The 23176-nt window shown below is 75.8% G+C and carries 26 protein-coding genes; 15 read left to right on the forward strand and 11 right to left on the reverse strand.

The genetic code is table 11. From position 1 onward, the window contains the following. Positions 1 to 76: 76 nt before the first annotated feature. Complete coding sequence (locus FHR77_RS11865; RefSeq protein WP_167260462.1) at positions 77 to 907, reverse strand: sigma-70 family RNA polymerase sigma factor; 831 nt, start codon at positions 905 to 907, stop codon at positions 77 to 79. Positions 908 to 1388: 481 nt separating this feature from the next. On the opposite strand from FHR77_RS11865, the gene FHR77_RS11870 reads away from it, so the two are divergent. The 8 genes from FHR77_RS11870 to FHR77_RS11905 all read left to right on the forward strand — a co-directional run bounded on the left by FHR77_RS11870 (position 1389) and on the right by FHR77_RS11905 (position 8354). Then, positions 1389 to 1919, forward strand: coding sequence for a flagellar protein FlgN (locus FHR77_RS11870; protein ID WP_167260464.1), 531 nt, complete (start codon positions 1389 to 1391; stop codon positions 1917 to 1919). A 2-nt stretch (positions 1920 to 1921) separates the two neighbouring features. Further along, positions 1922 to 3358, forward strand: coding sequence for a flagellar hook-associated protein FlgK (gene flgK, locus FHR77_RS11875; RefSeq protein ID WP_167260466.1), 1437 nt, complete (start codon positions 1922 to 1924; stop codon positions 3356 to 3358). A 5-nt stretch (positions 3359 to 3363) separates the two neighbouring features. Continuing rightward, a complete protein-coding gene (locus tag FHR77_RS11880) occupies positions 3364 to 4251 on the forward strand; it encodes a flagellin N-terminal helical domain-containing protein (protein WP_056057544.1) in 888 nt (295 codons plus the stop codon). Next, entirely contained in the window at positions 4248 to 4652 is a 405-nt protein-coding gene (fliW, locus tag FHR77_RS11885) for a flagellar assembly protein FliW (RefSeq protein ID WP_167260468.1), read from the forward strand. Before FHR77_RS11880 ends, fliW begins: the two co-directional genes overlap by 4 nt. A gap of 124 nt (positions 4653 to 4776) precedes the next feature. Then, the gene (locus FHR77_RS11890) at positions 4777 to 6000 is read left to right on the forward strand and encodes a PQQ-dependent sugar dehydrogenase (RefSeq protein WP_167260470.1); all 1224 of its coding nucleotides are present in this window, start codon (positions 4777 to 4779) and stop codon (positions 5998 to 6000) included. Between the two features lie 90 nt (positions 6001 to 6090). Further along, complete coding sequence (locus tag FHR77_RS11895; RefSeq protein ID WP_167260472.1) at positions 6091 to 7203, forward strand: tetratricopeptide repeat protein; 1113 nt, start codon at positions 6091 to 6093, stop codon at positions 7201 to 7203. A gap of 21 nt (positions 7204 to 7224) precedes the next feature. Then, positions 7225 to 7680 (forward strand): SprT-like domain-containing protein, encoded by a 456-nt coding sequence (locus FHR77_RS11900; protein WP_056057556.1) that lies wholly within the window; start codon positions 7225 to 7227, stop codon positions 7678 to 7680. A gap of 32 nt (positions 7681 to 7712) precedes the next feature. Beyond that, positions 7713 to 8354, forward strand: coding sequence for a CGNR zinc finger domain-containing protein (locus FHR77_RS11905; RefSeq protein ID WP_307803197.1), 642 nt, complete (start codon positions 7713 to 7715; stop codon positions 8352 to 8354). A 100-nt stretch (positions 8355 to 8454) separates the two neighbouring features. On the opposite strand, the gene FHR77_RS11910 is transcribed toward FHR77_RS11905, so the two are convergent. Continuing rightward, the gene (locus FHR77_RS11910; protein WP_167260474.1) at positions 8455 to 8760 is read right to left on the reverse strand and encodes a DUF427 domain-containing protein; all 306 of its coding nucleotides are present in this window, start codon (positions 8758 to 8760) and stop codon (positions 8455 to 8457) included. A 61-nt stretch (positions 8761 to 8821) separates the two neighbouring features. Beyond that, on the reverse strand, positions 8822 to 9388 hold the full coding sequence (locus FHR77_RS11915; RefSeq protein ID WP_167260476.1) for a hypothetical protein: 567 nt from the start codon (positions 9386 to 9388) through the stop codon (positions 8822 to 8824). Between the two features lie 158 nt (positions 9389 to 9546). Here FHR77_RS11915 and FHR77_RS11920 point away from each other — a divergent pair, with 158 nt between their 5' ends. Further along, positions 9547 to 10038 (forward strand): hypothetical protein, encoded by a 492-nt coding sequence (locus tag FHR77_RS11920; protein WP_167260478.1) that lies wholly within the window; start codon positions 9547 to 9549, stop codon positions 10036 to 10038. A 57-nt stretch (positions 10039 to 10095) separates the two neighbouring features. On the opposite strand, the gene FHR77_RS11925 is transcribed toward FHR77_RS11920, so the two are convergent. Beyond that, positions 10096 to 10437: a DUF4333 domain-containing protein gene (locus FHR77_RS11925; RefSeq protein ID WP_056057570.1), complete on the reverse strand. Its 342-nt coding sequence runs from the start codon at positions 10435 to 10437 to the stop codon at positions 10096 to 10098. Between the two features lie 113 nt (positions 10438 to 10550). Here FHR77_RS11925 and FHR77_RS11930 point away from each other — a divergent pair, with 113 nt between their 5' ends. Both FHR77_RS11930 and FHR77_RS11935 read left to right on the forward strand, forming a co-directional pair. After that, entirely contained in the window at positions 10551 to 11222 is a 672-nt protein-coding gene (locus tag FHR77_RS11930) for a DUF1684 domain-containing protein (RefSeq protein ID WP_167260480.1), read from the forward strand. A gap of 358 nt (positions 11223 to 11580) precedes the next feature. Next, positions 11581 to 13422 carry a DEAD/DEAH box helicase gene (locus FHR77_RS11935; RefSeq protein WP_167260482.1) on the forward strand — a complete coding sequence of 614 codons (1842 nt, stop codon included), beginning with the start codon at positions 11581 to 11583 and terminating at the stop codon, positions 13420 to 13422. A 191-nt stretch (positions 13423 to 13613) separates the two neighbouring features. On the opposite strand, the gene FHR77_RS11940 is transcribed toward FHR77_RS11935, so the two are convergent. Both FHR77_RS11940 and FHR77_RS11945 read right to left on the reverse strand, forming a co-directional pair. Continuing rightward, positions 13614 to 14600, reverse strand: a complete 987-nt coding sequence (locus FHR77_RS11940; protein ID WP_167260484.1) for a type IV toxin-antitoxin system AbiEi family antitoxin domain-containing protein — start codon at positions 14598 to 14600, stop codon at positions 13614 to 13616. Between the two features lie 330 nt (positions 14601 to 14930). After that, the gene (locus tag FHR77_RS11945; RefSeq protein ID WP_056057579.1) at positions 14931 to 15473 is read right to left on the reverse strand and encodes an NUDIX hydrolase family protein; all 543 of its coding nucleotides are present in this window, start codon (positions 15471 to 15473) and stop codon (positions 14931 to 14933) included. 214 nt (positions 15474 to 15687) lie between these two features. On the opposite strand from FHR77_RS11945, the gene FHR77_RS11950 reads away from it, so the two are divergent. Continuing rightward, positions 15688 to 16557 (forward strand): alpha/beta hydrolase, encoded by an 870-nt coding sequence (locus FHR77_RS11950; RefSeq protein WP_208380813.1) that lies wholly within the window; start codon positions 15688 to 15690, stop codon positions 16555 to 16557. Positions 16558 to 16570: 13 nt separating this feature from the next. Further along, positions 16571 to 17248, forward strand: coding sequence for an SIMPL domain-containing protein (locus FHR77_RS11955; RefSeq protein WP_167260486.1), 678 nt, complete (start codon positions 16571 to 16573; stop codon positions 17246 to 17248). 12 nt (positions 17249 to 17260) lie between these two features. Here the strand turns inward: FHR77_RS11955 and FHR77_RS11960 are convergent, their stop codons facing one another. Together FHR77_RS11960 and FHR77_RS11965 are read right to left on the reverse strand one after the other, a co-directional pair. Next, positions 17261 to 18061 (reverse strand): SDR family oxidoreductase, encoded by an 801-nt coding sequence (locus tag FHR77_RS11960; RefSeq protein ID WP_167260488.1) that lies wholly within the window; start codon positions 18059 to 18061, stop codon positions 17261 to 17263. Positions 18062 to 18316: 255 nt separating this feature from the next. After that, positions 18317 to 19543 (reverse strand): GNAT family N-acetyltransferase, encoded by a 1227-nt coding sequence (locus tag FHR77_RS11965; protein WP_167260490.1) that lies wholly within the window; start codon positions 19541 to 19543, stop codon positions 18317 to 18319. 184 nt (positions 19544 to 19727) lie between these two features. On the opposite strand from FHR77_RS11965, the gene FHR77_RS11970 reads away from it, so the two are divergent. Together FHR77_RS11970 and FHR77_RS11975 are read left to right on the forward strand one after the other, a co-directional pair. Continuing rightward, positions 19728 to 20171, forward strand: coding sequence for a DUF1810 domain-containing protein (locus FHR77_RS11970; protein ID WP_056057591.1), 444 nt, complete (start codon positions 19728 to 19730; stop codon positions 20169 to 20171). Positions 20172 to 20281: 110 nt separating this feature from the next. Beyond that, on the forward strand, positions 20282 to 21133 hold the full coding sequence (locus FHR77_RS11975) for an NAD-dependent epimerase/dehydratase family protein (protein ID WP_167260492.1): 852 nt from the start codon (positions 20282 to 20284) through the stop codon (positions 21131 to 21133). A 78-nt stretch (positions 21134 to 21211) separates the two neighbouring features. On the opposite strand, the gene FHR77_RS11980 is transcribed toward FHR77_RS11975, so the two are convergent. The 3 genes from FHR77_RS11980 to FHR77_RS11990 form a co-directional block, all read right to left on the reverse strand. Beyond that, positions 21212 to 22192: an aldo/keto reductase gene (locus FHR77_RS11980; RefSeq protein WP_167260494.1), complete on the reverse strand. Its 981-nt coding sequence runs from the start codon at positions 22190 to 22192 to the stop codon at positions 21212 to 21214. An 82-nt stretch (positions 22193 to 22274) separates the two neighbouring features. Further along, positions 22275 to 22511, reverse strand: coding sequence for a hypothetical protein (locus FHR77_RS11985; protein ID WP_167260495.1), 237 nt, complete (start codon positions 22509 to 22511; stop codon positions 22275 to 22277). Position 22512: 1 nt separating this feature from the next. Further along, positions 22513 to 23157, reverse strand: a complete 645-nt coding sequence (locus FHR77_RS11990) for an FMN-dependent NADH-azoreductase (RefSeq protein ID WP_167260497.1) — start codon at positions 23155 to 23157, stop codon at positions 22513 to 22515. Between the last annotated feature and the right edge of the window lie 19 nt (positions 23158 to 23176).

A 23176-nucleotide genomic window follows, 5' to 3' on the forward strand; every position in this document is an offset into this window, starting at 1 on the left:
TCCGTGGGCTGACACCGGCTACTGTCGGCCGGCTGCCGGTGGTCGTTAGCGACCTCCGGAAGTTTTCTGGGGCCGCCTACACGGCGGCGCTGAAGCCCTCCGTGGCGGGCTCGCGCATGGCGCGGGCGATGCCGACGGCGGCGTTGGTGGCGACGCGCGACAGGTAGGCGCTGCGGCGCGCGGGCGCGGTCTTCGAGACCGGCACGAACTCGGCCGCCTCGTCGTCGGAGTAGTGCGCCGCCAGGGCGTCGCGCAGCAGGCGGACGGCCTCGGTGCGCTGCTGCGAGACGGCGCTGTGGGTGATGCCGAGCTCGTCGGCGATCTCGGTGACCGTGCGGTCGCCGAAGTAGACGCCCTCGACGATGAGGCGCATCCGCTCGGGCAGCGCCTCGACGGCGGCGCGCACGTAGCGGCTGCGCTCCGCGGCGAGCAGCTGCTCGCCGGGCAGGGGCACGTCGGCGGCGAGGTGGTCGGCGACGGTGTCGTCGAGGCTAGAGACGGTCCGCGCCGCGTCGGTGAGGGCTGCGGTCGCGGTCTGGCGGTCGACCCCGAGGGCACCGGCGATCTCGTCGACCGAGGGGGCGCGCCCCAGCGACGCGCTCAGCGCCTCCTGCACGGCCAGGGTCTCCTTGATGCGCTTGCGGGTGCCGCGGCTCGCCCAGTCGCCCGAGCGCATGTCGTCGGCGAACGCGCCGACGACGCGGGTGCGAGCGTAGGCGCCGAACGGGATGCCGAGCGTGGGGTCGAAGGCCTCGGCGGCCTGCACGAGGGCGACCGCGCCGACGCTGGCGAGGTCGTCGCGCGAGAGGTGCGTGGCCCGTGAGCAGACCTCGGAGACGAGGTAGCCGACGAGGGGCAGGTTCTCGACGACGAGGGCGTCGCGGGTGGCGCGGTCGGTGCGGTTCATTCACTTGCTCCCAGCAAGAGGGGCCTGCGGGGGCAGGCACGTCCGAGGTGTTCCAGGGCGCGACGAACAGCCCTCTGATCAGGGCTGTCTCGATCCGTCACGCTGCCTGCCCCGTGAGGGGCGCGGCGGTGGTGGTACGAGGTGGGGCGGGCGGTGCTGCAGGCCCCGGATCGAGTCCGTGGCCCGGCGTGTCGATGTGGCCCGCCGTGCACCAGCAACGCTATCGACGCGCGGTGGGCGGGTGGGGGCCGCGCTGTCCCCAGAGCGGGGGCGCGCCTGTCACGTCTCCGGGGGGGGCCTCGCCGGAGGTGCCCCCCGAGCTGGGGTGGAACGCCCCTTCCGCCGACCCCCGCCGACCCTGTAGGGCCGACCGCACGACATCGTCCGGCCCCGCGCCTAACGCGCCACCGGGGCGGGCCGATAGTCCCCGCTGAAGAGGACGTCACCGCTCCTCGACCACACCCGACCACAGGAGACCGACATGGGAGCGAACGAGCTGTCCGCTCTGCTCTGGCGAGAGCGCGAGCTCCTCGAGCTGCTCACCTTCAAGCTCGAGGAGGAGCAGCTGCTGCTCACCGCGGGCCGGACCCGCTGGGTCGACCACGCCACGCGCGAGGTCGAGCAGGTGCTCGACCGCCTCCGCGAGGCGGGGCTCGCCCGCAGCGTCGAGGTCTCGAGCGTCGCCCAGGAGTGGGGCACCGACGAGGAGGCGCCCCTGCGCGACATCATCGCCGCGGCTCCCGCAGGCCCCTGGGGCGAGATCTTCACGGCCCACCTCCGCTCCATGACCGACCTCACCGCGCGCATCGCGCAGCTGCGGGACGAGAACGAGCGCTTCCTCCGTGCCGCCGCCCGGGCCACGCAGGAGACCCTCGCCACGGCGGCCGACGCCGCCGCCGGCAGCATCTACGACGCGAGCGGCTCCGTGGGGGCCGGCGCCCCCGGTCGCCGCGGCGGACCGGCCGGCGCGACCACCGCCTCCGGCGGGCACCTCTTCGACGGGAGGCTGTGACCGTGGCCAGCACCTTCGGCGGGCTCAGCACCGCCTACACCGGCCTCGTCGCCGCCCGCACCGGGCTCGACGTCACCGGCCAGAACATCGCCAACGTCAACACCGAGGGCTACACCCGCCAGCGCGTGGGGCAGTCGTCGGTGGAGGCGCCGGCCCGCGTGGGGCTCTACAGCTCCGGCGTCGTCGCCGGCCAGGGCGTCTCGGTCGACGCGATCGCCCGCCTCGGCGACCAGGTGGTCGACGGCCAGGTGCGCGGCACCGCCGCCGCCGCCGGCTACCAGTCGGTGCGCGCCTCCGCCCTGTCGACCCTCGAGGAGTCGCTCGGGGAGCCCAGCGGGACCGGGATCGCCGCCCAGCTGGGCCAGTTCTGGAACGCCTGGAGCGACCTCGGCAACCACCCCGGCGAGACCGGCCCCGCGGCCGTGCTGCTCGGGCAGGCGACCACCCTGGCCGGCAGCCTCGCCAGCGGCTGGAAGGCCGTCGACGACCAGTGGAGCGCCGTGCGCGGCCAGGCCGACTCGCTCGCCGGGCAGATCAACAGCGCCGCGACGCAGGTCGCCGACCTCAACGACCGCATCCGCACCGCCACCCAGCAGGGCGTCAGCGCGAACGAGATGATCGACGCCCGCTCGCGCCTCACCGAGAAGATCGCGTCGCTCGCCGGCGGCACCGTCCGCGACGCGGGCGACGGCACGGTGGACGTGCTCGTCGGCGGCAACGCACTCGTCAGCGGCACGACCGCCCGCAGCATCGTCGTCACCGGGGAGCACTCGATGACGACGGCCGCCGCCGGCGGTGCGGCGTCCGTGGGCCTCGCGTGGAGCCACCGCCCCGGCGACGCGATCGCCCTCGACGGCGGCAGCCTCGCCGGCGCCGTCTCGCTGCTCGCCCCGGCCGCCAGCGACGGCCGCGGCGGGGCCATCGCCCAGGCCGCGGCGTCGTACGACGCCCTCGCCAGCCAGCTCGCGACCCAGGTCAACGCCGTGCACGCCACGGGCGTCACGGCCGACGGCTCGCCCGGCGGCGCCTTCTTCGGCCAGACCGCGGGCGTCTCCGCGGCGCGCGGCCTCACCGTGCTGCCGACCAGCGCCGCGACCATCGCCTCGCGCTCGGCCACCGGCGGCGCGCTCGACGGCTCGATCGCCCAGGCGGTCTCGCAGGTCGGCGTGGGCACCGGCTCGCCCGACCGCACCTGGTCGACGATCGTCGCCGGCGTCGGCGCCGCGTCGCAGACCGAGTCGGCGCAGTCGACGCTGACCGACCTCGCCGCGACGTCGGCGAAGTCGCGCCAGCTCAGCGGCGCCGGCGTCAGCCTCGACGAGGAGAACGTGAACCTGCTCAGCTACCAGCACGCCTACCAGGGAGCCGCACGAGTGATGACCGCCATCGACGAGATGCTCGACACGCTGATCAACGGCATGGGCCGGGTCGGGAGGTAGGGGCGATGCTGACCCGTGTGACGAACCAGATGACCGCGCTGCGGTCGCAGGAGCACCTGCAGGCCGGGGCCACCCGCCTCGCCCAGATGCAGGACAGGGCGTCGAGCCTGAAGGCCATCTCCGTGCCCTCCGACGACCCGACCGGCACCGCCGAGGCGCTGCGCGTCAAGGCCCTCCAGTCGGCCGCCGCCCAGCACAGCCGCAACGTCGACGACGGCTCCGGCTGGCTGAACACCGCCGACAGCGCCCTCACCGCCGCCGACTCCGTGCTCGCCAAGGTGCGGCAGCTGACCGTGCAGGGCGCCAACGAAGGGGCGCTCTCCCAGGACGCCCGGAACGCCATCGCGACCGAGATCAGCGGCCTCCGTGCCGACCTGCTCGCCGACGCCAACGCCAGCTACGCCGGCCGCAGCGTCTTCGCCGGCACCTCCGACGCGGGCGTCGCCTTCCGGCCCGACGCGACCTTCACCGGCGTCGCGGGCGCCGCGGTCACCCGCCGCGTCGGCCCCGAGACCACCGTCCGGGTCGACGCCGACGGCGCCGCCGCGTTCGGCTCCGGCGACGACTCGGTCTTCGCCCTCCTCGACCGCATCGCCACCGACCTCCGGGCCGGCACCACCGGCATCGCCGGCCACCTCACCGCCATCGACACCCGCGTCAGCGCGCTGCGCGGCGTCCAGTCGGACATCGGCGCCCGCCATTCCCAGCTGCTGAGAGCGCAGGACACACTCATGGACACCTCCGTCACGCTGGAGGCCCAGCGCTCCGGCCTCGAGGACCTCGACCTGGGGCGGGCCGTGCTCGACCTCAAGCTCCAGGACAACTCGTACCAGGCGGCCCTCGCGGTCACGGCCAAGGTGCTGCAGACGTCGCTGATGGACTTCCTCCGATGAGCGCCGTGACGACGACGGTGACCTTCACCGCGCCTCCCTTCGGCCTCGAGCCGGCCGTCGACTTCGTGCTCGACGACATCGACGGGGCCGTCGGGCTGCACGCCCTCCGCGCCGTCGACCCCGCGACCCGCGAGATCGACGCCTCCGTGCGCCTCTTCGTGCTCGACGCCGCCGTGCACCTGCCCGACTACTCGCCGGTGCTGACCGACGAGCAGACGTCCGCGCTCGACCTCCGCTCGGCCGACGAGGCCCTGCTGCTCGTCGTCGCGACGCCGGCCGAGACGGGCATGACCGTCAACCTGCTCGCCCCGGTCGTCGTCAACGGCCGCACGGGATCGGGCACCCAGCTCATCCTCGAGGGCCAGGACTGGCCGCTGCGCGCGGAGCTCGCCGCGCGCTGACCCCGCCGCCGCCCGTGCGCGGCCCGTCCGCGGCCTGTCCGCGGGCGGAGGCGACGATCCCTCGCTCGTCACGGTCGTGCAACGATGCGCCCCACGTGTCGCCTCCGTCGTGTCTGATGGAGCGATGGAGGCGCGGAGCACGACGACGAGGCGCCCCCGGCCCCGACGCCTCGCGCTCGGCGCCGCGGGGCTGGCGATCGTCGTCGCCGCGGGCCTGGCCGCCTGCACGGGCGGCGACTCCGGGGCGGGCTCGGCCGACGCCTCCCGCTCGGCCTCCGGCAGCGCCTCGGCCCCCGTCACCACCGACCGCGGGCCCGCGCCGGCCGCCCGTGCCGCGGCCACCGGCGCGGTGCGCGTCGCGCCGGGCGCCGAGCCCACCGACGTCGTCACGGGCCTCGACTCCCCCTGGTCGGTCGTCCGGCTCGACAGCGGCTCGTCGTTCGTCAGCCTGCGCGACACCGGCCGCGTGGTCGAGCTGACCGCCGACGGCGACGTGCGCGACGTCGCCGAGATCGACGGGGTCGTGCACCAGGGCGAGGGCGGCCTGCTCGGGCTCGCCGTGCTCGCGGGCTCGCCGTCGTACCTCTACGCCTACGCGACCACCGACTCCGACAACCGCGTGCTGCGGGCCCCGATCACCGGCACGGCGGGCTCCTACGGGCTCGGCCCGGTCGAGGAGGTGCTCACGGGCGTGCCGAAGGCGTCCAACCACGACGGCGGCCGCCTGGCCTTCGGCCCCGACGGCATGCTCTACGTCACGACGGGTGACGCGAACCGGGGCGACGAGGCGCGCGACCCCGACTCGCTCGCGGGCAAGATCCTGCGCCTGTCGCCCACCGGCGACGTGCCCACCGACAACCCGATGCCCGGGTCGCCCGTCTACACGCTCGGCCACCGCAACCCGCAGGGCATCGCCTGGGACGGCTGGGGCTCGATGTGGGCCGCCGAGTTCGGGCAGGACCGCTGGGACGAGCTCAACGCCGTCAGCCCCGGCGGCGACTACGGCTGGCCCGACGTGGAGGGCACGGCCCCGTCGTCCGACACGCTCGCGCCCGTGCTGCAGTGGGGCACCGACGACGCGAGCCCGAGCGGCCTGACCGCCGTAGGCTCGACCCTCTTCCTCGCCGGGCTCGGCGGCGAGCGCCTGTTCGAGATCCAGGTGCCCGAGGCGGGGGTGGCCACCGCGACCGAGCGCTTCGCCGGCGACGACTCGCTCGGGCGCGTGCGCGACGTGCTGCCGGGGCCCGACGGCACGCTCTGGCTCGTGACGAACAACACCGACGGCCGCGGCGACCTGCGCGCCGGCGACGACCGGATCGTCAGCGTGCCGCTCTCGACCCTGGGCTGACGCGGGCGGCCGCGCGGTCTCGGACGGAGTCGCGTGTCGCGTGCGCGGCGGACGGCCAGTTCCGCACACCGGCGGTTACCCTCGTACTCGATGAGCCAGCACGACCCCTCCCTCGGATCAGCCTCCGGCAGCGCCCGCCCCGGCAGCGCCTCGGAGGGCCGCGCGCGCCCCGACAGCTCCGCCTCCGGCTTCGACCCGGTCAGCCTGCGCACGGCCGTCGACGTCGGCGCCGCCGAGGCCCGGCTCGCCGCCCTCGGGCAGAGCCGCAGCACCTCCGCCCTCGGCGAGCGCGCCGACCTGCTGCGGACGCTGGGCCGCCTCGACGAGGCCCTCGCGATCGCGGAGGAGGCCTTCCGCCTCGCCCACTTCACCGGCGACCGCGCCGACTCGACCGCCGCGCGCATCCGCCGCGCCCACGTCCTCCGCGAGCAGGGCAAGCTCGAGCGGGCCCTGAACGACCTGCACACCAGCCGCATCACCGCCTCGACGGAAGAGTGGCGCGACCTCGAGACCGCCGCCGCCGAGCTCGAGGGCTACACGCTCTTCGACCTGGGCCGTCACGACGAGGCGCAGGAGGCCCTGCAGCAGGCCGTCGTCGCCTTCGAGGCCACCGGCGCCCCGCGCGACCGCGTCGAGGCCCTCCGCCGCGCGGTCGAGGGCGTGCTCCGGGCGTACCTCTCGGGCACCGGGCCGATCGAGCCGGTCAGCGCCCCCGCACCCGCCGACGTCCCGGCCGCGTCCGCGGCCGCCGCGCCGGCTCCCGCGGCCGGCCCTGTGTCGGATGTCGACGCGCGCCCCGGCGACACCAACCCCGTCGACCTCTCCCGCCCCTCCGACGCCCTGGTGCCGACCACGGCGCCCGTCCCCGACGAGCGACCCGCGGCTGTCGCCCCGGGCTCGGCCCCGGCCGGCTCGTGGCGCCCCAGCCAGCCCGCACCGGCGGGCGACCCCCAGCCGGAGCTGCCGCCGCGCGCCGACGCCGGCCTGTGGAGCAAGATCTCCGGCCTCGCCGCCAACGCCTCGGCGCACCGTGAGCGCACCGAGCGGGCCGAGCGCGCCGCCCGCGGCGACGGGCGCGGCGACGCACGGGCCGACGGCTCGCGCGACGACGAGCCGCGTCGTGGCACCACCGGCGTGACCGGCGTGGTCGACGGGCTGCCCCGTGACGACCAGCCGACGACGTGGCCGTTCCCTCGCCGCTGACCCGCGCCTCCTGACCCTCCCGTGGCCGACCTCGACCGGGTGCGGCGCTGGGCCGACGCGCTCATCGCCCTGCACCTCGACCCCGCGGTGTGGAGCTTCGCCTTCGACGCGGCCAAGACCCGCGCGGGGCTCTGCAACTACACGGCGAAGCGGATCTCGGTGTCGCGGCACCTCGCCGGCCGGTACGAGGACGACGAGATCCACCAGGTGCTGCTGCACGAGGTCGCCCACGCGATCGCCGGGGCGCGGGCAGGCCACGGTCCCCGCTGGCGGGCCACCGCCGCCGAGCTGGGCTACGTCGGCGGCCGGCTGCACGACGGTGCCGTCGCCACCGAGCTGGCGCCGTGGGTGGGGGTCTGCCCCGCGGGCCACGAGCACCACCGCTACCGCCGGCCGACCAAGGTGCTGACCTGCGGCCGGTGCGCCCGGAGCTACGACCCCGCTCACGTGATCACCTGGACGAAGCGCGAGGTCTGAGCCGCGGCGGCGACACCGCCTAGGGTGGTCAGGTGACTGGTCAGTGGCTGCGTTCCGACACGGGCACCCCGTGGTTCTTCGACTCGGGGGCGCTCAGCCTCGACTTCGCGTACCTCGGCGGGTTCCGGGCCGGCTCGCGGCTCGGCCCCGAGTCGGGCTTCGCGCTGCCGGCCGACGGGTCGGTGCCGTGGGACGGCCTGCTGCTCACCGCCGACCTCGACGACTGGGTCGCCGAGCGCTGGCCCGGCGTGGGGGCCGCCGCCTCCGACCGCGAGCTGGCCGACGCCCGCGCCCTGCGCGACGCCGTCGCCCGCCTCGCCGTCGCCGCGACGGACGCGACGTCGCCCGACCCCGACGACGTCGACACCCTCAACCTGTTCGCGGCAACCCCCGACGTGCCGCCGACCCTCGCGGGGGGCCGACGCCAGGCGGGTGCGGGGCGGCTGCGGCTGGGTCAGGCCCTGGCCTCCGTCGCGCGCGACGCCGTCCGCCTCCTCGACGAGGTCGGGTTCGGCGGCGGTGACGACTCGCGCCTCCGGCGCTGCTCGAACCCCGAGTGCGGCCTCGTCTACCGCGACGAGTCACGGGGGCGCAGCCGGCGGTGGTGCTCGATGCAGCGCTGCGGCAACCGGGCCAAGGTGCGGGCGCACCGGGCCCGTCTCGCCGCGGGCTGACGCTGCCGGGACACGGCAGTGCGGCGGGTCGCCGTCCTCCCGCGCGGGCCATCGCTGACCCGCCGGGGAGGACGGCGACCCGCCGCACCGGTCAGATCGTCTACTCGACGACCTGCACGTCCTTCCAGAACGCGACGTAGCCCGAGTAGTCCTGGCCCACGCGCTCGAACGACGTGGGGATCGGGGTCGGGTAGCTCCACGCGCGGTCCTGCAGCAGGGTGTCGCCCGACTTCACGCTGAAGTACTGGGTGTCGCCCTTCCACGGGCAGTGGTACTGCGTCGGGCTCTCGGTGAGCAGCCCGGCGTCCACGCTCGCGGGCGGGAAGTACCAGTTGCCCTCGATCGAGATCAGGTCGCTCTTCGGGGCCTCGGCCACCACGGTGCCGTCGCTCAGCACTGCCTTCATCGTTCCTCCTCTGGGGTCCGTCCGGGCCCGGCCGGCTCGGCCCGGCCCGTCGAGGTGAACGCTACGCCCGCGCGCGCTCTTCCCCGACGACGCGCAGCGGCTGCTCAGGGGCCCGGGCGGCCGCGACGGCGTCGGCCCGGCCGGCGCCGGCCAACTCGGCCGCGGAGACGGAGGCGCTGAGCAGGTGGGCGGACGCGCGCCGCAGCGAGACGGCCGCCGCGCAGACGAGCGCGGCCTCGGGCGACGAGAAGTCGACCCCGGCCGCGGCGAGCGCGTCGACGACGGCCCCGGCGGCCAGCTGGTCCTCCCCGGCGGGGCGGAACCCGTCGTCGTCGACCGACCCGGCCGCCACCACGGCCACGACCGCGCGGTCGCCCCGGCGGGACTGCCGGTCGAGCACGTGCCGGGCGACGTCGTCGGCGGCGGAGGCGGCGGTCACCGACAGCAGGTCGGCCCCGTCGTCGACGAGGTCCGCCACCCGGTCGAGCACCTCGGCGCGCGCGAGGAGGCCGTGCCCGTCGAGCACGTCGACGACGACCACGACGTGGGCGCCCGCCACGACGCGGGCCGCGCCCGGGACGCCGTGGTCGAACCGGACCTGGTACTTCTGCTGCTGGGGCTCGCTCACCCGTCGAGGCTACGTCGGGGGCGGGCGCGGGTCGCGGGTGTTGCGGCGCGTTACGCGGGCGGCTGTGGGGCGACGGGGGGCGGGGCGGGGCGACGGGGGCGGAGCGGCTGCGGTCGCGGGGCGGGGCCTGCCCAGCACCGGGGGTGCACACTCGACCCATGCACGTGCAGCTCAAGATCCGCCTCGCCTGCCCCGTCGACGCCGCCGCCGACGCGCTGCGCGACCCCGCCGTCATGGTCGCGGTGACGAAGCCCCTCGTCGTCTACCGCTCGGAGGAGCCGGGCGGGTTCCCGCACCGCTGGGACGAGGAGGCGCACCCGGTCTCCGCGCGCATCCTCGGCCTGGCCTCGCTGGGGCACACGCACGTCGACCTCGACTGGCAGGAGCGTGACGGGGCCTGGATCCAGCGCGACACCGGGCGCGGCACCTCGGGCCAGTTCGCCTCGATGCGCATCGACCACCGCATGGCCGTCTCCCCGATCGGCGACGGCGAGACGCTGCTGCGCGACCGCCTCGTCTTCCACGCCGGTCCGGTCGGCGTGCTGCTCTGGCCCGGGCTGTGGGCCGTCTGGCAGTGGCGGGCGCTGCGCATGAAGCAGCTGGCGCCGACCTGGCGCACGCCGGACGCGCACCCGCGCCACGCGGGCTGAGCGCCGGGCGCGCGCCCGGCGCGCTCAGCGCCGCGCGGGTGCCGTCCGGGCCGAGCGTCAGCCCTTCGGCTCGTCGTCCACGACGACCGACACCGTGTACTCGCCGTCGTCCTGCCCCTCGGTCGAGATGGTCGAGACCGAGTCGTAGAGCACGTCGTAGCCGGGAGTGTTGACGTCGCAGTGCACCTCGTCGCCGTCGACCACGGGCACCGCCTCGTCGCCGCAGTCGACGTCGGGACGCGTGCCGACCTCCTGCTCGAGGGCGTCGGCGACCGCCGTGGCGAAGGCGTCCGCCGACACCGTGGGCGACACGGAGGCCGAGGCGCTGCAGCCGACGACCCCCAGGGCGAGGGCGGCCGCGACGAGGGCGGTGCTGGTGACGGTGCGGACTGTGCTCATGGTTCCCCCTGTGCGGGAGGCACGCCGGTCGTCCCCCCGGTGTCGAGCTTGCCACGGACGGTGGGAGGCACGTTCCCGGTCGACGAGGAGGGCCCGGGTCTAGCGTCGAGCCGGTGACCGACCCGACCCGCGACTCCTCGACCCCCACCGCCTCCCCCGTCTCCACCGTCGACTCGGGGCTCGACCTCGCGGCCTGGCGGCGGACCATCCACGGGCTCTACCGGCAGGTGCGCGAGGCGACCGACCTGGCGGCGGCCCACGACCTGTGGCGGCGCACCCGTGACGAGCTCTTCGCGACGAACCCCGTCACGCCGCTCCTGCCGGAGGACCGCCCCGTCTTCACCGGCCTGCCGACCGCGCCGTACGACCCGGCCTGGCGGTTCGAGGTGCCGATCACGCCCGCCGAGCCGCACCGCATGACCGTGACGACCGGCACCGACGGCGACGTGCCCTTCGACCGCGTGGGCCTGGTCGACGTGCCCGGGGTCGGCAGCCTCGACGTCTGGCGCCTGCGCTCGTACGGCGGCGGCCTCTTCGTGCCCGTCGGCGACGCCCTGGCCGGGAAGCCCGGCGGCACCTACGGCGGAGGCCGCTACCTCGTCGACACCGTCAAGGGCGCCGACCTCGGCCCGGGCTCCGAGCCCGGCTCGATCGTGCTCGACTTCAACTTCGCCTACAACCCGAGCTGCGCGTACGACCCGGCCTGGGCCTGCCCGCTCGCGCAGCCGGGCAACCGCGTGGCCGTGGAGATCCCGGTGGGCGAGAGGTACCACGGGGCGCACTGACGTCGGCGCGGTGGGCCCGCCGTCCCGAGCCGGGGTCGAGGTGATCGCCCGACGCCTGTCGCGCTCGGCGGCCTCAGCCGCTAGACTGGGACCACTTGTGGATCGATCCGTTCGGTCCCCTGCGTCGTAGCACGCCCCTCCCCGCCTCCCGACCTGGCACACACCCAGGCACCCAGCAGGCGCGCGAAGCTCACTCTGCGGCGAAACGATCGTGCACACCTGCACCGTCGCCACACCTCGAGCCCGGCTACGACAGCCGCTCTCCGGCTCTGCACCGCCCTGCCGTCCGCGCCCTGCGCAGACGTCGCGGCCGTCCGCAGCCCGGCCCGGCTCGACACCCTGCCCCTGAAAGGCACGCATGTCCACCACGCTCCCCGTCACCGACGTCGCCGACGCCCCCACCGCCTCCTTCGCCTCGCTCGGCGTCCCGGCCCCGATCGTCGCCGCCCTCGCGAAGGACGGCAAGGAGAACGCCTTCCCGATCCAGATCGACACGCTGCCCGACACCCTCGGCGGCCGTGACGTGCTCGGCCGCGGCAAGACCGGCTCGGGCAAGACCCTCGCCTTCTCCATCCCGATGGCCGCGCGCCTCGGCGGCGCGCTGGCCGGCGGCGCCCGTCGCGCCGGTCGCCCCCTGGGCCTCGTGCTCGCCCCGACCCGCGAGCTCGCCACCCAGATCGACGCCGTGCTGGCCCCGCTCGCCGCGGCCTACGGCATGCGCACCACCACGATCTTCGGCGGCGTCTCGCAGAACCGCCAGGTGCAGGCCCTCAAGGCCGGCGTCGACATCGTCATCGCGTGCCCCGGCCGCCTCGAGGACCTCATGAAGCAGGGCTTCATCAAGCTCGACGCCGTCGAGGTCACCGTGCTCGACGAGGCCGACCACATGGCCGACCTGGGCTTCCTGCCCGGCGTCACCCGCATCATGAAGGCCACCCCGAACGACGGCCAGCGACTGCTCTTCAGCGCGACCCTCGACAACGGCGTCGACAAGCTGGTCAAGCAGTTCCTCCACAACGAGGTGCTGCACTCGGTCGACGAGGCGAACTCGCCCGTCGCCAAGATGACCCACCACGTCTTCGAGACCGAGTCGCTCGACACCAAGAAGGCGCTCGTCGAGAAGCTCGCCTCGGGCAAGGGCCGCCGCATCCTCTTCATGCGCACTAAGCACCACGCGAAGAAGCTCGCCAAGCAGCTCACCGACTCGGGCATCCCCGCCGTCGACCTGCACGGCAACCTCTCGCAGCCGCAGCGCGACCGCAACCTCGCCGCCTTCCAGGACGGCTCGGCCCGCGTGCTCGTCGCCACCGACGTCGCCGCCCGCGGCGTGCACGTCGACGACATCGAGCTCGTGATCCACGTCGACCCGCCGACCGAGCACAAGGCGTACCTGCACCGCTCGGGCCGCACCGCCCGCGCCGGTGCCGAGGGCGACGTCGTCACCCTCGTCATCCCCAGCCAGAAGCGCGACGTCGCCCAGCTGATGAAGAAGGCCGACATCCGCCCCACCATCACGTCGGTCACCCCGTCGTCGCCCGAGGTCGCCGCGCTCGTCGGCGAGGTCGCCGCGTACGTGAAGCCGGCCCCCCGTGCCGCCGTGCAGCAGCAGGGCGGCGGTGGCGGCGGTCGCTCGCAGGGCGCCAACGCCCAGCGCAAGCGTGCCGCCCGTCAGGACAGCCAGGGCAACCCGATCGCCCGCGCCGACCGCTCGGGTCGCCCCGCGGCGGCCGGTGCCGGTGCCGGCGGCGGACGGTCCGGAGGCGCGGGTCGCGGCTCCGAGGCCGGTCGCGGCGGTGCCGGTGCGGGTCGCTCCGGCGGCTCGCGTCAGGGCTCCGGCCAGGGCTCGCGCGACGGCGGCTCGCGCCGCGACGCCGCGCCCCGGGGCGGCGCCTCGACCTTCTACTCGACCGAGTCGGGCCGCGGCGCCGTGACGCCCGTGCGCGAGGACTCGCGCGACGAGGCTCGCGGCACCCGCCAGACCGGGCGCCGTGCGCAGAGCGACGGCGGCCAGAGCCGCACCAACGCGGTGCGCAACGACCAGGCCGACTTCGCCGCCTCGCAGGGCCAGCGCTCCGGCGGCGGCGCCGGCGGCGGCTCGCGCCGTGCGTCCTCCGACGGCGGTCGCCCCGGCGGCCTCAAGGTCGGCGGCCTCGTCGGCGGCAAGCCGCGCGGCGGCGGCGGCCAGCGCGGCGGTCGCTGAGCCACCAGCTCGACTCTCGTCTCGCTGACGCACCCGCATCACCTCGGGCCCCGCTCCGGGCGCGCACCCTCCCCGGGTGCCGCGCCCAGGGCGGGGCTTCGTCGTCGCCGCTCCGCGCGCGGCGGATGACGAACCACGTTCTCGCCCTCGAACCACGCCGCGGCCTGGTTCCGGTGCGAAGACCTGGTTCATCACCGCCTACTGGCGACGGGCATGACGCCTGCGTCGGCGAGGGTGAGCGCCAGTTGGCGCGGGTCGTTGACGGTCGACCAGTCCCAGCGGGCGAAGCCCGAGACCTCAGGCAACGCGCGGATGCGGTCCTCGCGTTTCTTCTCCTCGATCTTGACCTGATCCAGGCTGCGCCCGGAGCGCCGGGCCAGCTCGAAGTACTTCATCGCCCCGTCGAACTCGCCGACGACCCCGAGCCCCGGCCACCAGAAGTCCACCCGGCCGATGAATCCGCGCCTGTCCCAGAACTCCTTCTGCAGTTGCGGGAGAGGAACCCCGATCTCGACCATGACGACCCGGCTCAGCGACTCGCCCGGCGACTCGGACGAAGCGTCTGCCAGGTCGAGGGCGAGCAGCGCTCTGCGCCGTCCGACCAGAGGCGCGCCCTCCACGGCGGCCCGGAGCGCGGCGTCGTCGAAGGCACCCTGACGCAGACCGTGGTCGAGCGCGACCACGGAGGAGCGGAGGTCGTCGAGACGAGCGGTGTCCGTGGCGGCCCGGAGAGGCCTCACGACCCGCAGCCCGTCGACCGAGCCGACCTCCTCGTCTGCGAGCGGGGCGCCGTGGCGGACGACCAGCGAGGTCGTCTGGGTCGTCCGACGTGCGCGGTGGATGACGTGCGTGCGCGACGGCATGGGCGCGAGCAGGGGGAACCCGTGCACGGCGAGCGCAGATCGATGCGACACGACGAGGTCGGCGCTCGACCGCGCGACGGTCGCGCGCACGACGACGGCGTGCCGCTGCTCGGGCGACGCACGGGACCACGCCGTCGCGGCGACGTAAGTGCCCGGTGCGACCCGCACCAGCTCGCCCCGCTCCGCGGCCCTCCGGAGCGCCCGATCGTCACGGCCCGCGGAGACGATCGACGAGCGGTGGATGAGCGTGCCGACGAGCGGCTCGGGTGGGGTGGCGACGGGCGAGGGCCGCAGGAGCGGAGGAGCAGGAGTCATGCCGACGAGAGTGTCGCCGACTGCGCACGGTCAGGACTGGCGGCGAAGCCGTCTGTGGACGCCCGACCCGCGACTCCCCCTGTGGAGGACGGCGACGATCGCGTCGCACCCCCGACGGGGGCACCACGTTCTCGCAGCCGAACCAGGCCGCGGCGTGGTTCCCGTGCGAAGAAGTGGTGCGACCGACGGGCGACGGCCGTGGACGGGCGGGCGGGCGGGCGCGGAGCGGAGAGCGAGGCACCACGTTCTCGCCACCGAACCAGGCCGCGGCGTGGTTCCCGTGCGAAGAAGTGGTGCCTGACGGGTCGCGGGCCGGGCGCGCGGCGGGCGCTAGTGCAGGGCGCCGACGGAGGCGAGCGCGGAGCGGAGCAGCGCGCCGCGGCCGCCCTCCATCTCGTCGGCGACCTCGGGGCTCGCCGCCTGGTGCGGCGTCAGCCAGGTGAGCTCGAGCGCGTCCTGGCGCGGCTCGCAGGTGCCCGTCACCGGCACGACGTAGGCGAGCGACACCGCGTGCTGGCGGGCGTCGGTGTACACCGACGAGCCCGGCAGCGGGAAGTACTCGGCGACCTGGAACGGCACCGGCGACGGCGGCAGCTGCGGGAACGCCATCGGCCCGAGGTCCTTCTCGAGGTGGCGGAACAGCGCGGTGCGCAGGCTCTCGCCGTACATCACGCGGCCCGACACGAGCATGCGCGACATCTCGCCCTCCGGCGACGCCCGCAGCAGCACGCCGACCTCGGTGACGATGCCCATGCCGTCGACCCGCACCGGCACGGCCTCGACGTAGAGGATGGGCAGCCGCTGGCGGATCGAGTGCAGCTCCTCCTCGGACAGCCAGCCGGGATTGGGGTCGGGGGTCTGCACGGAGCTCATGGCCCATGTCTACAGGCAGCGCGCGGCGCCCGGGCGACGAAACGCTAGGGGCGAACACGCCGACGACCGCCGGGCGCCGGGCGGGCACGCCCCGAGGTGGGCGCGGCGAGACGGTGCGGAGCGACCCCACGAGGCGAGGCGAGCCAGGGCGAGGCACGACGAGCGGAGCACGAGGAGGCGCGCCCCGTGACGCCCCGCTGGCTAGGCTCGGCGCATGGTCACCATCGATGCCGCCCTCGTCCGCTGGTCCACCGACGAGGCCGAGCGTGCCGGCCGCCCGTTGCTCGTGCTGCTGCACGGCGTCGGGTCGCACGAGGGCGACCTGATCGGGCTGGCTCCGTACCTGCCCCGTGACCTGGCGATCGCCTCCCTCCGGGCTCCGCTGCCGCACGGCGACGGGCACTCCTGGTACCCGCTCGCGCTGCCCGGCTCGCCCGAGCCCGGCCCGGTCGACGAGGCCGCGGAAGCGGTGCTCGCGTGGGTCGACTCGCTCGGCGACGCGCACCCGTCGGTGGCCCTGCTCGGCTTCTCGCAGGGGGGTTCGCTGACGCTGCAGCTGCTGCGCCACGCCCCCGAGCGCTTCGCCTGGGCGGCCGTGCTCGCGGGCTTCGTCGTGCCCGACGACTCGGAGGCCACGTCGCGTCGTGACGCCGAGCTCGCGCGGGTCCGCCCCGACGTCTTCTGGGGCCGCGGCGACGTCGACGCGGTCATCCCGCTCGACGCCGTGCAGCGCACCGCCGACTGGCTCGCCGCCCACGCCGACGTCGAGGAGACCGTCTACCCCGGCCTCGCCCACGGCATCAGCCAGGAGGAGCTCGACGACCTCAACGCCTTCATCTCGCGCGTGACCAACCCGCTGGCCGGCCTCGACCCGGACACTCTCGACAGCGACAGGGACAGCGACGTCGCGGTGACCGACCGCGACGCACCCGACCGCGCGGCCGCACCCGCACCCGCACCCACGGCCCCCGCGGCCGCAGCGCCCGAGACGGCCCCCGACGCCACCACGACCTCCGACGCCGACACCCTCGCCGTCGACGCCGGCCGGCGCATCGGCACCGTCGACGACCCCGCCGTCCGCTAGGCGGGAGCGCCCCGTGGTCACGATCTCCGTCACCGGCACAGCGACGCACCGGCACCGGGCCGAGCGCGGCACCGTGCGCCTCGGGCTGGCGAGGGAGGGCGCCGACCGCGAGCAGGTCCTCCGCGACAGCGTCGCCCTGCACGACCGGGTGACCGCCGAGGCCACCGTGCACCGCCGCCAGGGCGCCGCGACCTGGTGGAGCGCCGACGACGTCACCGTGGGGCCCGTGCCCGGTGCCTGGCAGGAGGACGGCACCCGCGCCTCCACCGGGCTGGTCCGCTCGCGGTCGACGGTCGCCGTGCGGTTCTCCGACGTCGCCGTGCTCGCCCGCTGGGTCGCGGGGATCGCCGCCCTCGAGGGGGTCGCCGTCGAGGGCGTCGAGTGGTCGCTGAGCCACGACCGCCGGCCCGAGGTCGACCGCGCGGCGCGGGTCGCCGCGGTCGCCGACGCCGTCGTCCGCGCGGTCGACTACGCCGACGCCCTCGGGCTCGGCACTCCGACCCTGCGGTCGCTCTGGGAGCCGGGGCTGCGCCCGGGTGCCGGAGGCGCGGGCGCGGCGGGCGGACCGGCCCTGTTCGCGCGCGCCGCGTCCCCGTCCTCGGCCGACGACGGCTCGCTGGCGTTCGCGCTCGTGCCCGCCGACGTCGAGGTGCACGCCGAGGTCAGCGCGGACTTCGTCGCGGAGGGCTGAGGCCCCCGCCCGCTACACGCTCCGCCAGCTGTCGTCCTGCAGGTGCGACCCCGCCTGCGGGCCCATCTGCAGCATGCCGCCGTCGACGGCCCAGGAGGCGCCCGTCACGTACCCGGCGGCGGGTGACGCCAGGAAGGTGATCACCGACGCGATCTCCCACGCGTCGCCGGGACGCCCGAGCGGGATGCCCGGCCGGTCGACCCCCGTCGGGTCGACGTCGGTCTGGCCGGTCATCGGCGTCGCGATCTCGCCCGGGGCGACGGCGTTGACCGTGATCCCGTCCCGACCGAGCTCGAGGGCCATCGTCTTGAGCAGCCCGCCGAGGCCGTGCTTGGCGGCGTCGTAGGCCGCCGACCCGACCCGCGGCTGGTGCTCGTGCACGCTCGTCACGCCGATCAGGCGGCCGCCCCGGCCCGCGGCGACCATGCGGCGCGCGGCCCGTTGCAGGCAGACGAAGGCGCCGTCGAGGTCGGCGGAGACGACCCGTCGCCACTCGGCCAGGGACATGTCGACGACGAGCTCGGAGGCGCCGGTGCCGGCGTTGGACACGAAGACGTCGAGGCCGCCGAGCCGGTCGGCCAGCTCGTCGACCACGTCGCCGCAGCGCTCGAGGTCGGTCGTGTCGAGCTGCGCGACGTGGGCGGTGCGCCCGTGCGAGCGGACCTCCTCGGCCGTGGCCTCGGCCCCGGCCTCGTCGTCGAGCCAGGTGACGCCGACGTCGAGCCCGGCGACGGCGAGGGCGACGGCGGTCGCCCGGCCGATGCCCGAGTCGGATCCGGTGACGATGGCGTGCTGCGGGGTGAAGGGGGGCACGGCGGTCCTCTCGACGTCGGTGGCGGTGAGGTGCCGGCGGGAGGCTGCCCCTCCCGCCGGCTCCTGCGACGCTAGGCCGGAGTCGCGGGTCGGGTCGGGCCTTGACAGCCGCCTCCCCGAGGTGGCAGCGCGGGCACCGAGCGGCTGGCGTGGCCCCAGGGCCCCCACCGCGCCTCCCCGGGGCCCGCGGCGGTGCGCGCCGCCCGCGCGCCTCCCCGGGGCCCGCGGCGGTGCGCGCCGCCCGCACCGCGCCTCCTACCGGGCCGGCAGCTGCTTGCTCCAGACTCCCTCGTGCTCGAGCGGGACGAAGCCGACGGCCTCGTTCACGTCGAGCATCGGGCGGTTCTCCTCCGCGTTGAAGGTGATGACGGCGGGGTGCCCCGGGCGCTCGGCGGTGAGGAGGTCGGTGGTCGCGACCTTGAGCAGCCAGCCGAGCCGGTGCCCGCGGTGCTCGCGCAGCACCAGGGTGTCCTGCTGGAAGGCGGGCGACGCGAGGTCGGCCGGGGCCGCCAGCTGGCTGAAGCCGACCAGGTGCCCCGACGGCACGTGCTCGACGACGGCCGTGAAGCGGGTGCGGGGGCCGGCGAGCGCGAGCTCCTCCTCGTCGCGGAAGCGCTCGGCCGTCCAGACGTCCTCGGGCTCGGGCACGCCGCCCGCGGGGGCGTCGGTGCTCATGCGCGTCTCGAGCAGGGCCAGGTCGACGAGCCAGCGCTCGGGCGAGCGCCCGACCCACGAGTGCAGCCGGTAGTCGTCACCGGCGGAGGCGCGGGCCCGGTCGCGGATCTCGCCCAGCGCCTCCTCGTCCGGCGGCAGCGCGAGGCGGCTGCAGCGCATCACCTGGCCGAGCTGCCACCCGCGGCCGCGCAGGAACCGCACCTCGACGTTCGTCGCGGGCACCGAGCCGGCGCCGGTCGGCGGGGTCAGCCGGGGCTCGCCGTCGCCCCGCGACCGCACGTAGGCGATCAGCTGGGTGCGCCCCTCGGCGGCGGCGAGCGCCTCGAGGTGGTCGGCGAGCACGGTGCCGAAGCCGCGACGGCCGACCTCGGGCAGCACGCAGACGTCGAGCCACGCGGTGCCGGCGGCGTCGCCGGAGCGCCGCGTCTCGTAGTCGCCGACCGCGACGACGACGCCGTTCTCGCGGAGGACGAACCGGCGGCGGTCGGACCACGTCGTGTCGAGGTAGCCGGTGAGCAGCTCGGCGGGGCTCCACGAGAGCTCGTCGCTGCCGACGGCGGCGCGCCGGACGGCGTTCTCGACCTCGACCGACTCGACGAAGTCGGCGGCGTCGGGCGCGTCGATGCTCGCCGGGACGACGACCTGCTCGACGACGGCACCGGTGTGGGGGTGCGTGGTGCGGACGGTCGCCGCGGCGGTGCCGCCGGCGGTGTCGACGGTGCCCGCGGGGGTGTCGACGGGGATGCCGGCGGGGATGCCGCCGGGGCGGGGCCCGGTCGGCTCGGGGGTGCTGGTGCTGGGGGTCATGTCGGCCCTCGGCCGCAGGGGCGTGCGGCGGTGCGCGCCGCCCGGTGGGCAGCCGACCAGACTAACGCGTCCGGTGCGCGGAGTCGAGGGCGCGGTCGTGGTCGGCGGGTCGGCGTCCTCCCGGGCTGGCCCGCGCCCGCCCGCCCAGGAGGACAGCGACCCGCCGCAGGGGTAGACCGGAGCGATGACCGACCACTCCGAGCTCCTCGCCCGCCACGACCTCGAGCGCTTCGTCGACGCCCAGGAGGCGGACGGCACCTTCGACCGCGCCCTCCGCGAGCTGCGGAACGGGAACAAGCGCACCCACTGGATGTGGTTCGTCTTCCCGCAGGCGGCCGGCCTCGGCACGAGCGAGACGTCGCGCCGCTACGCGATCGGCTCCATCGGCGAGGCCCGTGCCTACCTGGCGCACCCGCTGCTCGGCCCGCGCCTGCTCGACAGCGTCGACGCCCTGCTCGACCTGCCCGGCGACGACGCGGTCGCGGTGCTCGGCGACGTCGACGCGACGAAGCTCCGCTCGTCGCTCACCCTCTTCGCCCAGGCGGACCCGTCCGAGCGACGCTTCTCCGACGCGCTCGCGAAGTTCTTCGACGGGCAGCTCGACCCGGCCACGCTCGAGCACCTCTGAGCGCGGGCTCTCCGCCCGCCGCCGGCGCACCCAGGACGCACGGCCCGCCCAGCACGCACGGCACGCTCAGCACGCGCGGTACGCCCAGCCGGCGCCGCTAGCCTCGGCGGATGAGCGTCTACATCGCCGGCTGCGGAGACCTGGGCACCGAGGCAGGGCTGCGGTTCGCCGCCGCCGGGCACCGGGTGGTGGGCCTGCGGCGCCGTGCCGAGCTCGTGCCCGCGCCCCTCGAGGGCCGTGCCGTCGACCTCCGCACGGAGACCCCCGTCATCGACGACGACGCCACGGTGGTCGTCGTCGCCCTGGCCGCGGGCAGCCGCGATCCGGACGAGTACCGGGCGACCTACGTCGACGGGCTGCGCCGGGTGCTCGACGCGATCGAGGCCTCGGCGGCCGACCCGCGACTCCTCGTGGTCTCGTCGACCGCGGTCTACGACGTCGACGACGGCAGCGTCGTGACCGAGGAGACCCCCGCGACGGGAGCGAGCCCGACGGCGGCGGTGCTGGTGGAGGCGGAGGCGCTGCTCCGGGAGCGCGCACCGCACGCGACCCTGCTGCGGCTCTCGGGCATCTACGGCCCCGGCCGCGAGCGCCTGATCGAGCAGGTGCGCGGGGGCGACGCGACCCTCGCCGAGCAGCCGAGGACGTCACCGCACACGAACCGCGTGCACCGTGACGACGCCGCGGCCGCCATCGTCCACCTGGCGGGCCTCGCGATGATCGGTCCGGTCTACCTCGTCACCGACGACGAGCCGGTGCGGCTCGACGACGTGCTCACCTTCCTCGCCGCGGAGCTGGGCGTCGCCGCCCCCGCGCCCGCGCCTCCCCGCGGTCGCCAGGCCGGCGGCGACAAGCGCCTGTCGAACGCGCTGCTGCGCGCGACCGGGTTCTCGTTCACCTACCCGACCTACCGCGAGGGCTACCGCGCGGTGCTGGCGGGCGAGGGCACCCGGCACGACTGACGGGCGTGCCGCCGGGCGGTCACGATGCGCGGCCGGCGTACCCGCCGACGACCGCGCCGTGACCGCTCGGCAGCGCGGTCACCAGCGGGGGTGCACCTGGTCGCGGAAGTACTGGTCGTAGATGCGGACGACCTCGGAGTCGAGGCCCTCCTCCAGCTCGACGTCGCCGGCGGCCGCGTTGGCCCGGGCCTGCTCGACGTTGCGGGCGCCGGGGATGACCGTGCTGACGCCGGGCTGGTCGACGATCCAGGCGAGGGCCGCCTGCGGCACCGTGACGCCCTCGGGCACCGACTCGGCGAACTCGCGCGCCGCGGCGACGCCCTGCTCGAAGTCGACGCCGCTGAAGGTCTCGCCCTGGTCGAAGGCCTCGCCGTGGCGGTTGAAGCTGCGGTGGTCGTTCGCGGCGAAGGTCGTCTCGGTCGTGTACTTGCCCGAGAGCAGGCCGCTGGCCAGGGGCACGCGGGCGATGATGCCGACCCCGGCGCGCTGGGCGGCGGGGAGCACCTCGTCGAGGGGCTTGAGCCGGAAGGCGTTGAGGATGATCTGGACGGTCGAGACTCCGGGGCGGGCGATGGCGGTCAGGGCCTGCGCGGTCTCTTCGACGCTGACGCCGTAGGCCGCGATCGCGCCGTTCGCCACGAGCTCGTCGAGGGCGTCGTAGACGGCGTCGTCGGAGTAGACGGCCGTCGGCGGGCAGTGCAGCTGGACGAGGTCGAGCGTGTCGACGCCGAGGTTGCGCCGCGAGCGGTCCGTCCACGCGATGAAGTTCTCGCGCACGTAGTTCGAGGGCACCTGGTCGGCGCGGCGGCCCATCTTCGTGGCCACGGTCAGCGGCACGTCGGGGTTCGCGGCGCGGAACGTGCCGATGATCTGCTCGCTGCGGCCGTCGCCGTAGACGTCGGCGGTGTCGAAGAAGGTGACGCCGGACTCGACGGAGGCGCCGAGCACCTCGAGAGCGTCGCTCTCGGAGACGTCGCCCCAGTCGGCGCCGAGCTGCCAGGTGCCGAGGCCGATGACGGAGACTTCGCGGCCGGTGCGGCCCAGGGTGCGACTGTGCATGGGGACGAGCGTAGGCGTCGCCGCCGACATCGGCCCGCCGGGCCGGTCGGGAGCGACCGCCGGGCCCTCCGGTCGGTCGTGCTCAGCGCCTCGTCGTCGCGCGCCCGTCCGCCGCCCGGCGCACGGCCGCCCGCACGATCGCCCAGGCGACGGCGACCAGCACGAAGGCGGCGAAGAGCAGCACGACCCCCACGCCGACGCTGCCCTTGGCGAGCGAGACGAGGCCGACCACCGCGGCGATCGCCGACAGGAAGCCGAGCCCCCGGGCCGTCGCCGCCTGGGCGCGACGCGCGAGGCGCGACCGCGAGGGGCCCGCCACCTCAACCGAGACGACGCGCGGCGTCGCCCGCGGCCGTGAGGGCGGAGGCGAGCTCCTGCTCGGACCTCTCGCGCGCCTCCGCCGGCATCGCGAGCAGCTCACTGAGCGTGAGGTCGGTCGTGATGACCTCGACCGCCATGCCGAGCGCCCCGCCGAGCACCTGCTGCAGCACGGGCACGGCGTGGTCCCAGCCGGCGGTCGGCGTGCCCGCGTCGTAGGCGCCGCCGCGGCTCGTGACGACGACGGCCGGGCGGCCCGCCATCGGCTGCTGGTCGTCGCCGTCGAGCGGCGCGGTGACCGAGGGCAGGTGGACGTTGTCGATCCAGGCCTTGAGCGTCGACGGCACCGTGTAGTTGTAGAGGGGAGCGCCGACGAGCACCACGTCGCTGGCCACCAGCTCGGCGATGAGCTCCTGCTGCAGGGCCTCCGCGGCCGGGTCGGGCGACGCGCCCGCCGGGCGCAGGCGCGGCGGCCAGTGCAGCGCGGCGTCGGCGAGGTGCGGCAGCGGGTCGGCGTGCAGGTCGCGGCGGGTGACGGTGTGGTCGTCGCCGAGCGACCGCCAGGCGGCGGCGAACGCCGCCGTGATCGCCCGCGAGCGCGAGGCCCCCAGGTCGGCGGACGAGTCGAGGTGCAGCAGGTTCGGCATGCGACCACCGTAGCCGCGG

Source organism: Frigoribacterium endophyticum (genome assembly GCF_011759585.1).
Classification (GTDB): domain Bacteria; phylum Actinomycetota; class Actinomycetes; order Actinomycetales; family Microbacteriaceae; genus Frigoribacterium; species Frigoribacterium endophyticum.

Bases quoted from the DNA above. Each gene is read 5' to 3' on its own strand.
- FHR77_RS11865 (WP_167260462.1), bottom strand. From the start codon at position 907: ATGAACCGCACCGACCGCGCCACCCGCGACGCCCTCGTCGTCGAGAAC.
- FHR77_RS11870 (WP_167260464.1), top strand. From the start codon at position 1,389: ATGGGAGCGAACGAGCTGTCCGCTCTGCTCTGGCGAGAGCGCGAGCTC.
- FHR77_RS11880 (WP_056057544.1), top strand. From the start codon at position 3,364: ATGCTGACCCGTGTGACGAACCAGATGACCGCGCTGCGGTCGCAGGAG.
- fliW (WP_167260468.1), top strand. From the start codon at position 4,248: ATGAGCGCCGTGACGACGACGGTGACCTTCACCGCGCCTCCCTTCGGC.
- FHR77_RS11890 (WP_167260470.1), top strand. From the start codon at position 4,777: ATGGAGGCGCGGAGCACGACGACGAGGCGCCCCCGGCCCCGACGCCTC.
- FHR77_RS11895 (WP_167260472.1), top strand. From the start codon at position 6,091: ATGAGCCAGCACGACCCCTCCCTCGGATCAGCCTCCGGCAGCGCCCGC.
- FHR77_RS11910 (WP_167260474.1), bottom strand. From the start codon at position 8,760: ATGAAGGCAGTGCTGAGCGACGGCACCGTGGTGGCCGAGGCCCCGAAG.
- FHR77_RS11920 (WP_167260478.1), top strand. From the start codon at position 9,547: ATGCACGTGCAGCTCAAGATCCGCCTCGCCTGCCCCGTCGACGCCGCC.
- FHR77_RS11925 (WP_056057570.1), bottom strand. From the start codon at position 10,437: ATGAGCACAGTCCGCACCGTCACCAGCACCGCCCTCGTCGCGGCCGCC.
- FHR77_RS11935 (WP_167260482.1), top strand. From the start codon at position 11,581: ATGTCCACCACGCTCCCCGTCACCGACGTCGCCGACGCCCCCACCGCC.
- FHR77_RS11940 (WP_167260484.1), bottom strand. From the start codon at position 14,600: ATGACTCCTGCTCCTCCGCTCCTGCGGCCCTCGCCCGTCGCCACCCCA.
- FHR77_RS11945 (WP_056057579.1), bottom strand. From the start codon at position 15,473: ATGAGCTCCGTGCAGACCCCCGACCCCAATCCCGGCTGGCTGTCCGAG.
- FHR77_RS11950 (WP_208380813.1), top strand. From the start codon at position 15,688: ATGGTCACCATCGATGCCGCCCTCGTCCGCTGGTCCACCGACGAGGCC.
- FHR77_RS11965 (WP_167260490.1), bottom strand. From the start codon at position 19,543: ATGACCCCCAGCACCAGCACCCCCGAGCCGACCGGGCCCCGCCCCGGC.
- FHR77_RS11970 (WP_056057591.1), top strand. From the start codon at position 19,728: ATGACCGACCACTCCGAGCTCCTCGCCCGCCACGACCTCGAGCGCTTC.
- FHR77_RS11975 (WP_167260492.1), top strand. From the start codon at position 20,282: ATGAGCGTCTACATCGCCGGCTGCGGAGACCTGGGCACCGAGGCAGGG.
- FHR77_RS11980 (WP_167260494.1), bottom strand. From the start codon at position 22,192: ATGCACAGTCGCACCCTGGGCCGCACCGGCCGCGAAGTCTCCGTCATC.
- FHR77_RS11990 (WP_167260497.1), bottom strand. From the start codon at position 23,157: ATGCCGAACCTGCTGCACCTCGACTCGTCCGCCGACCTGGGGGCCTCG.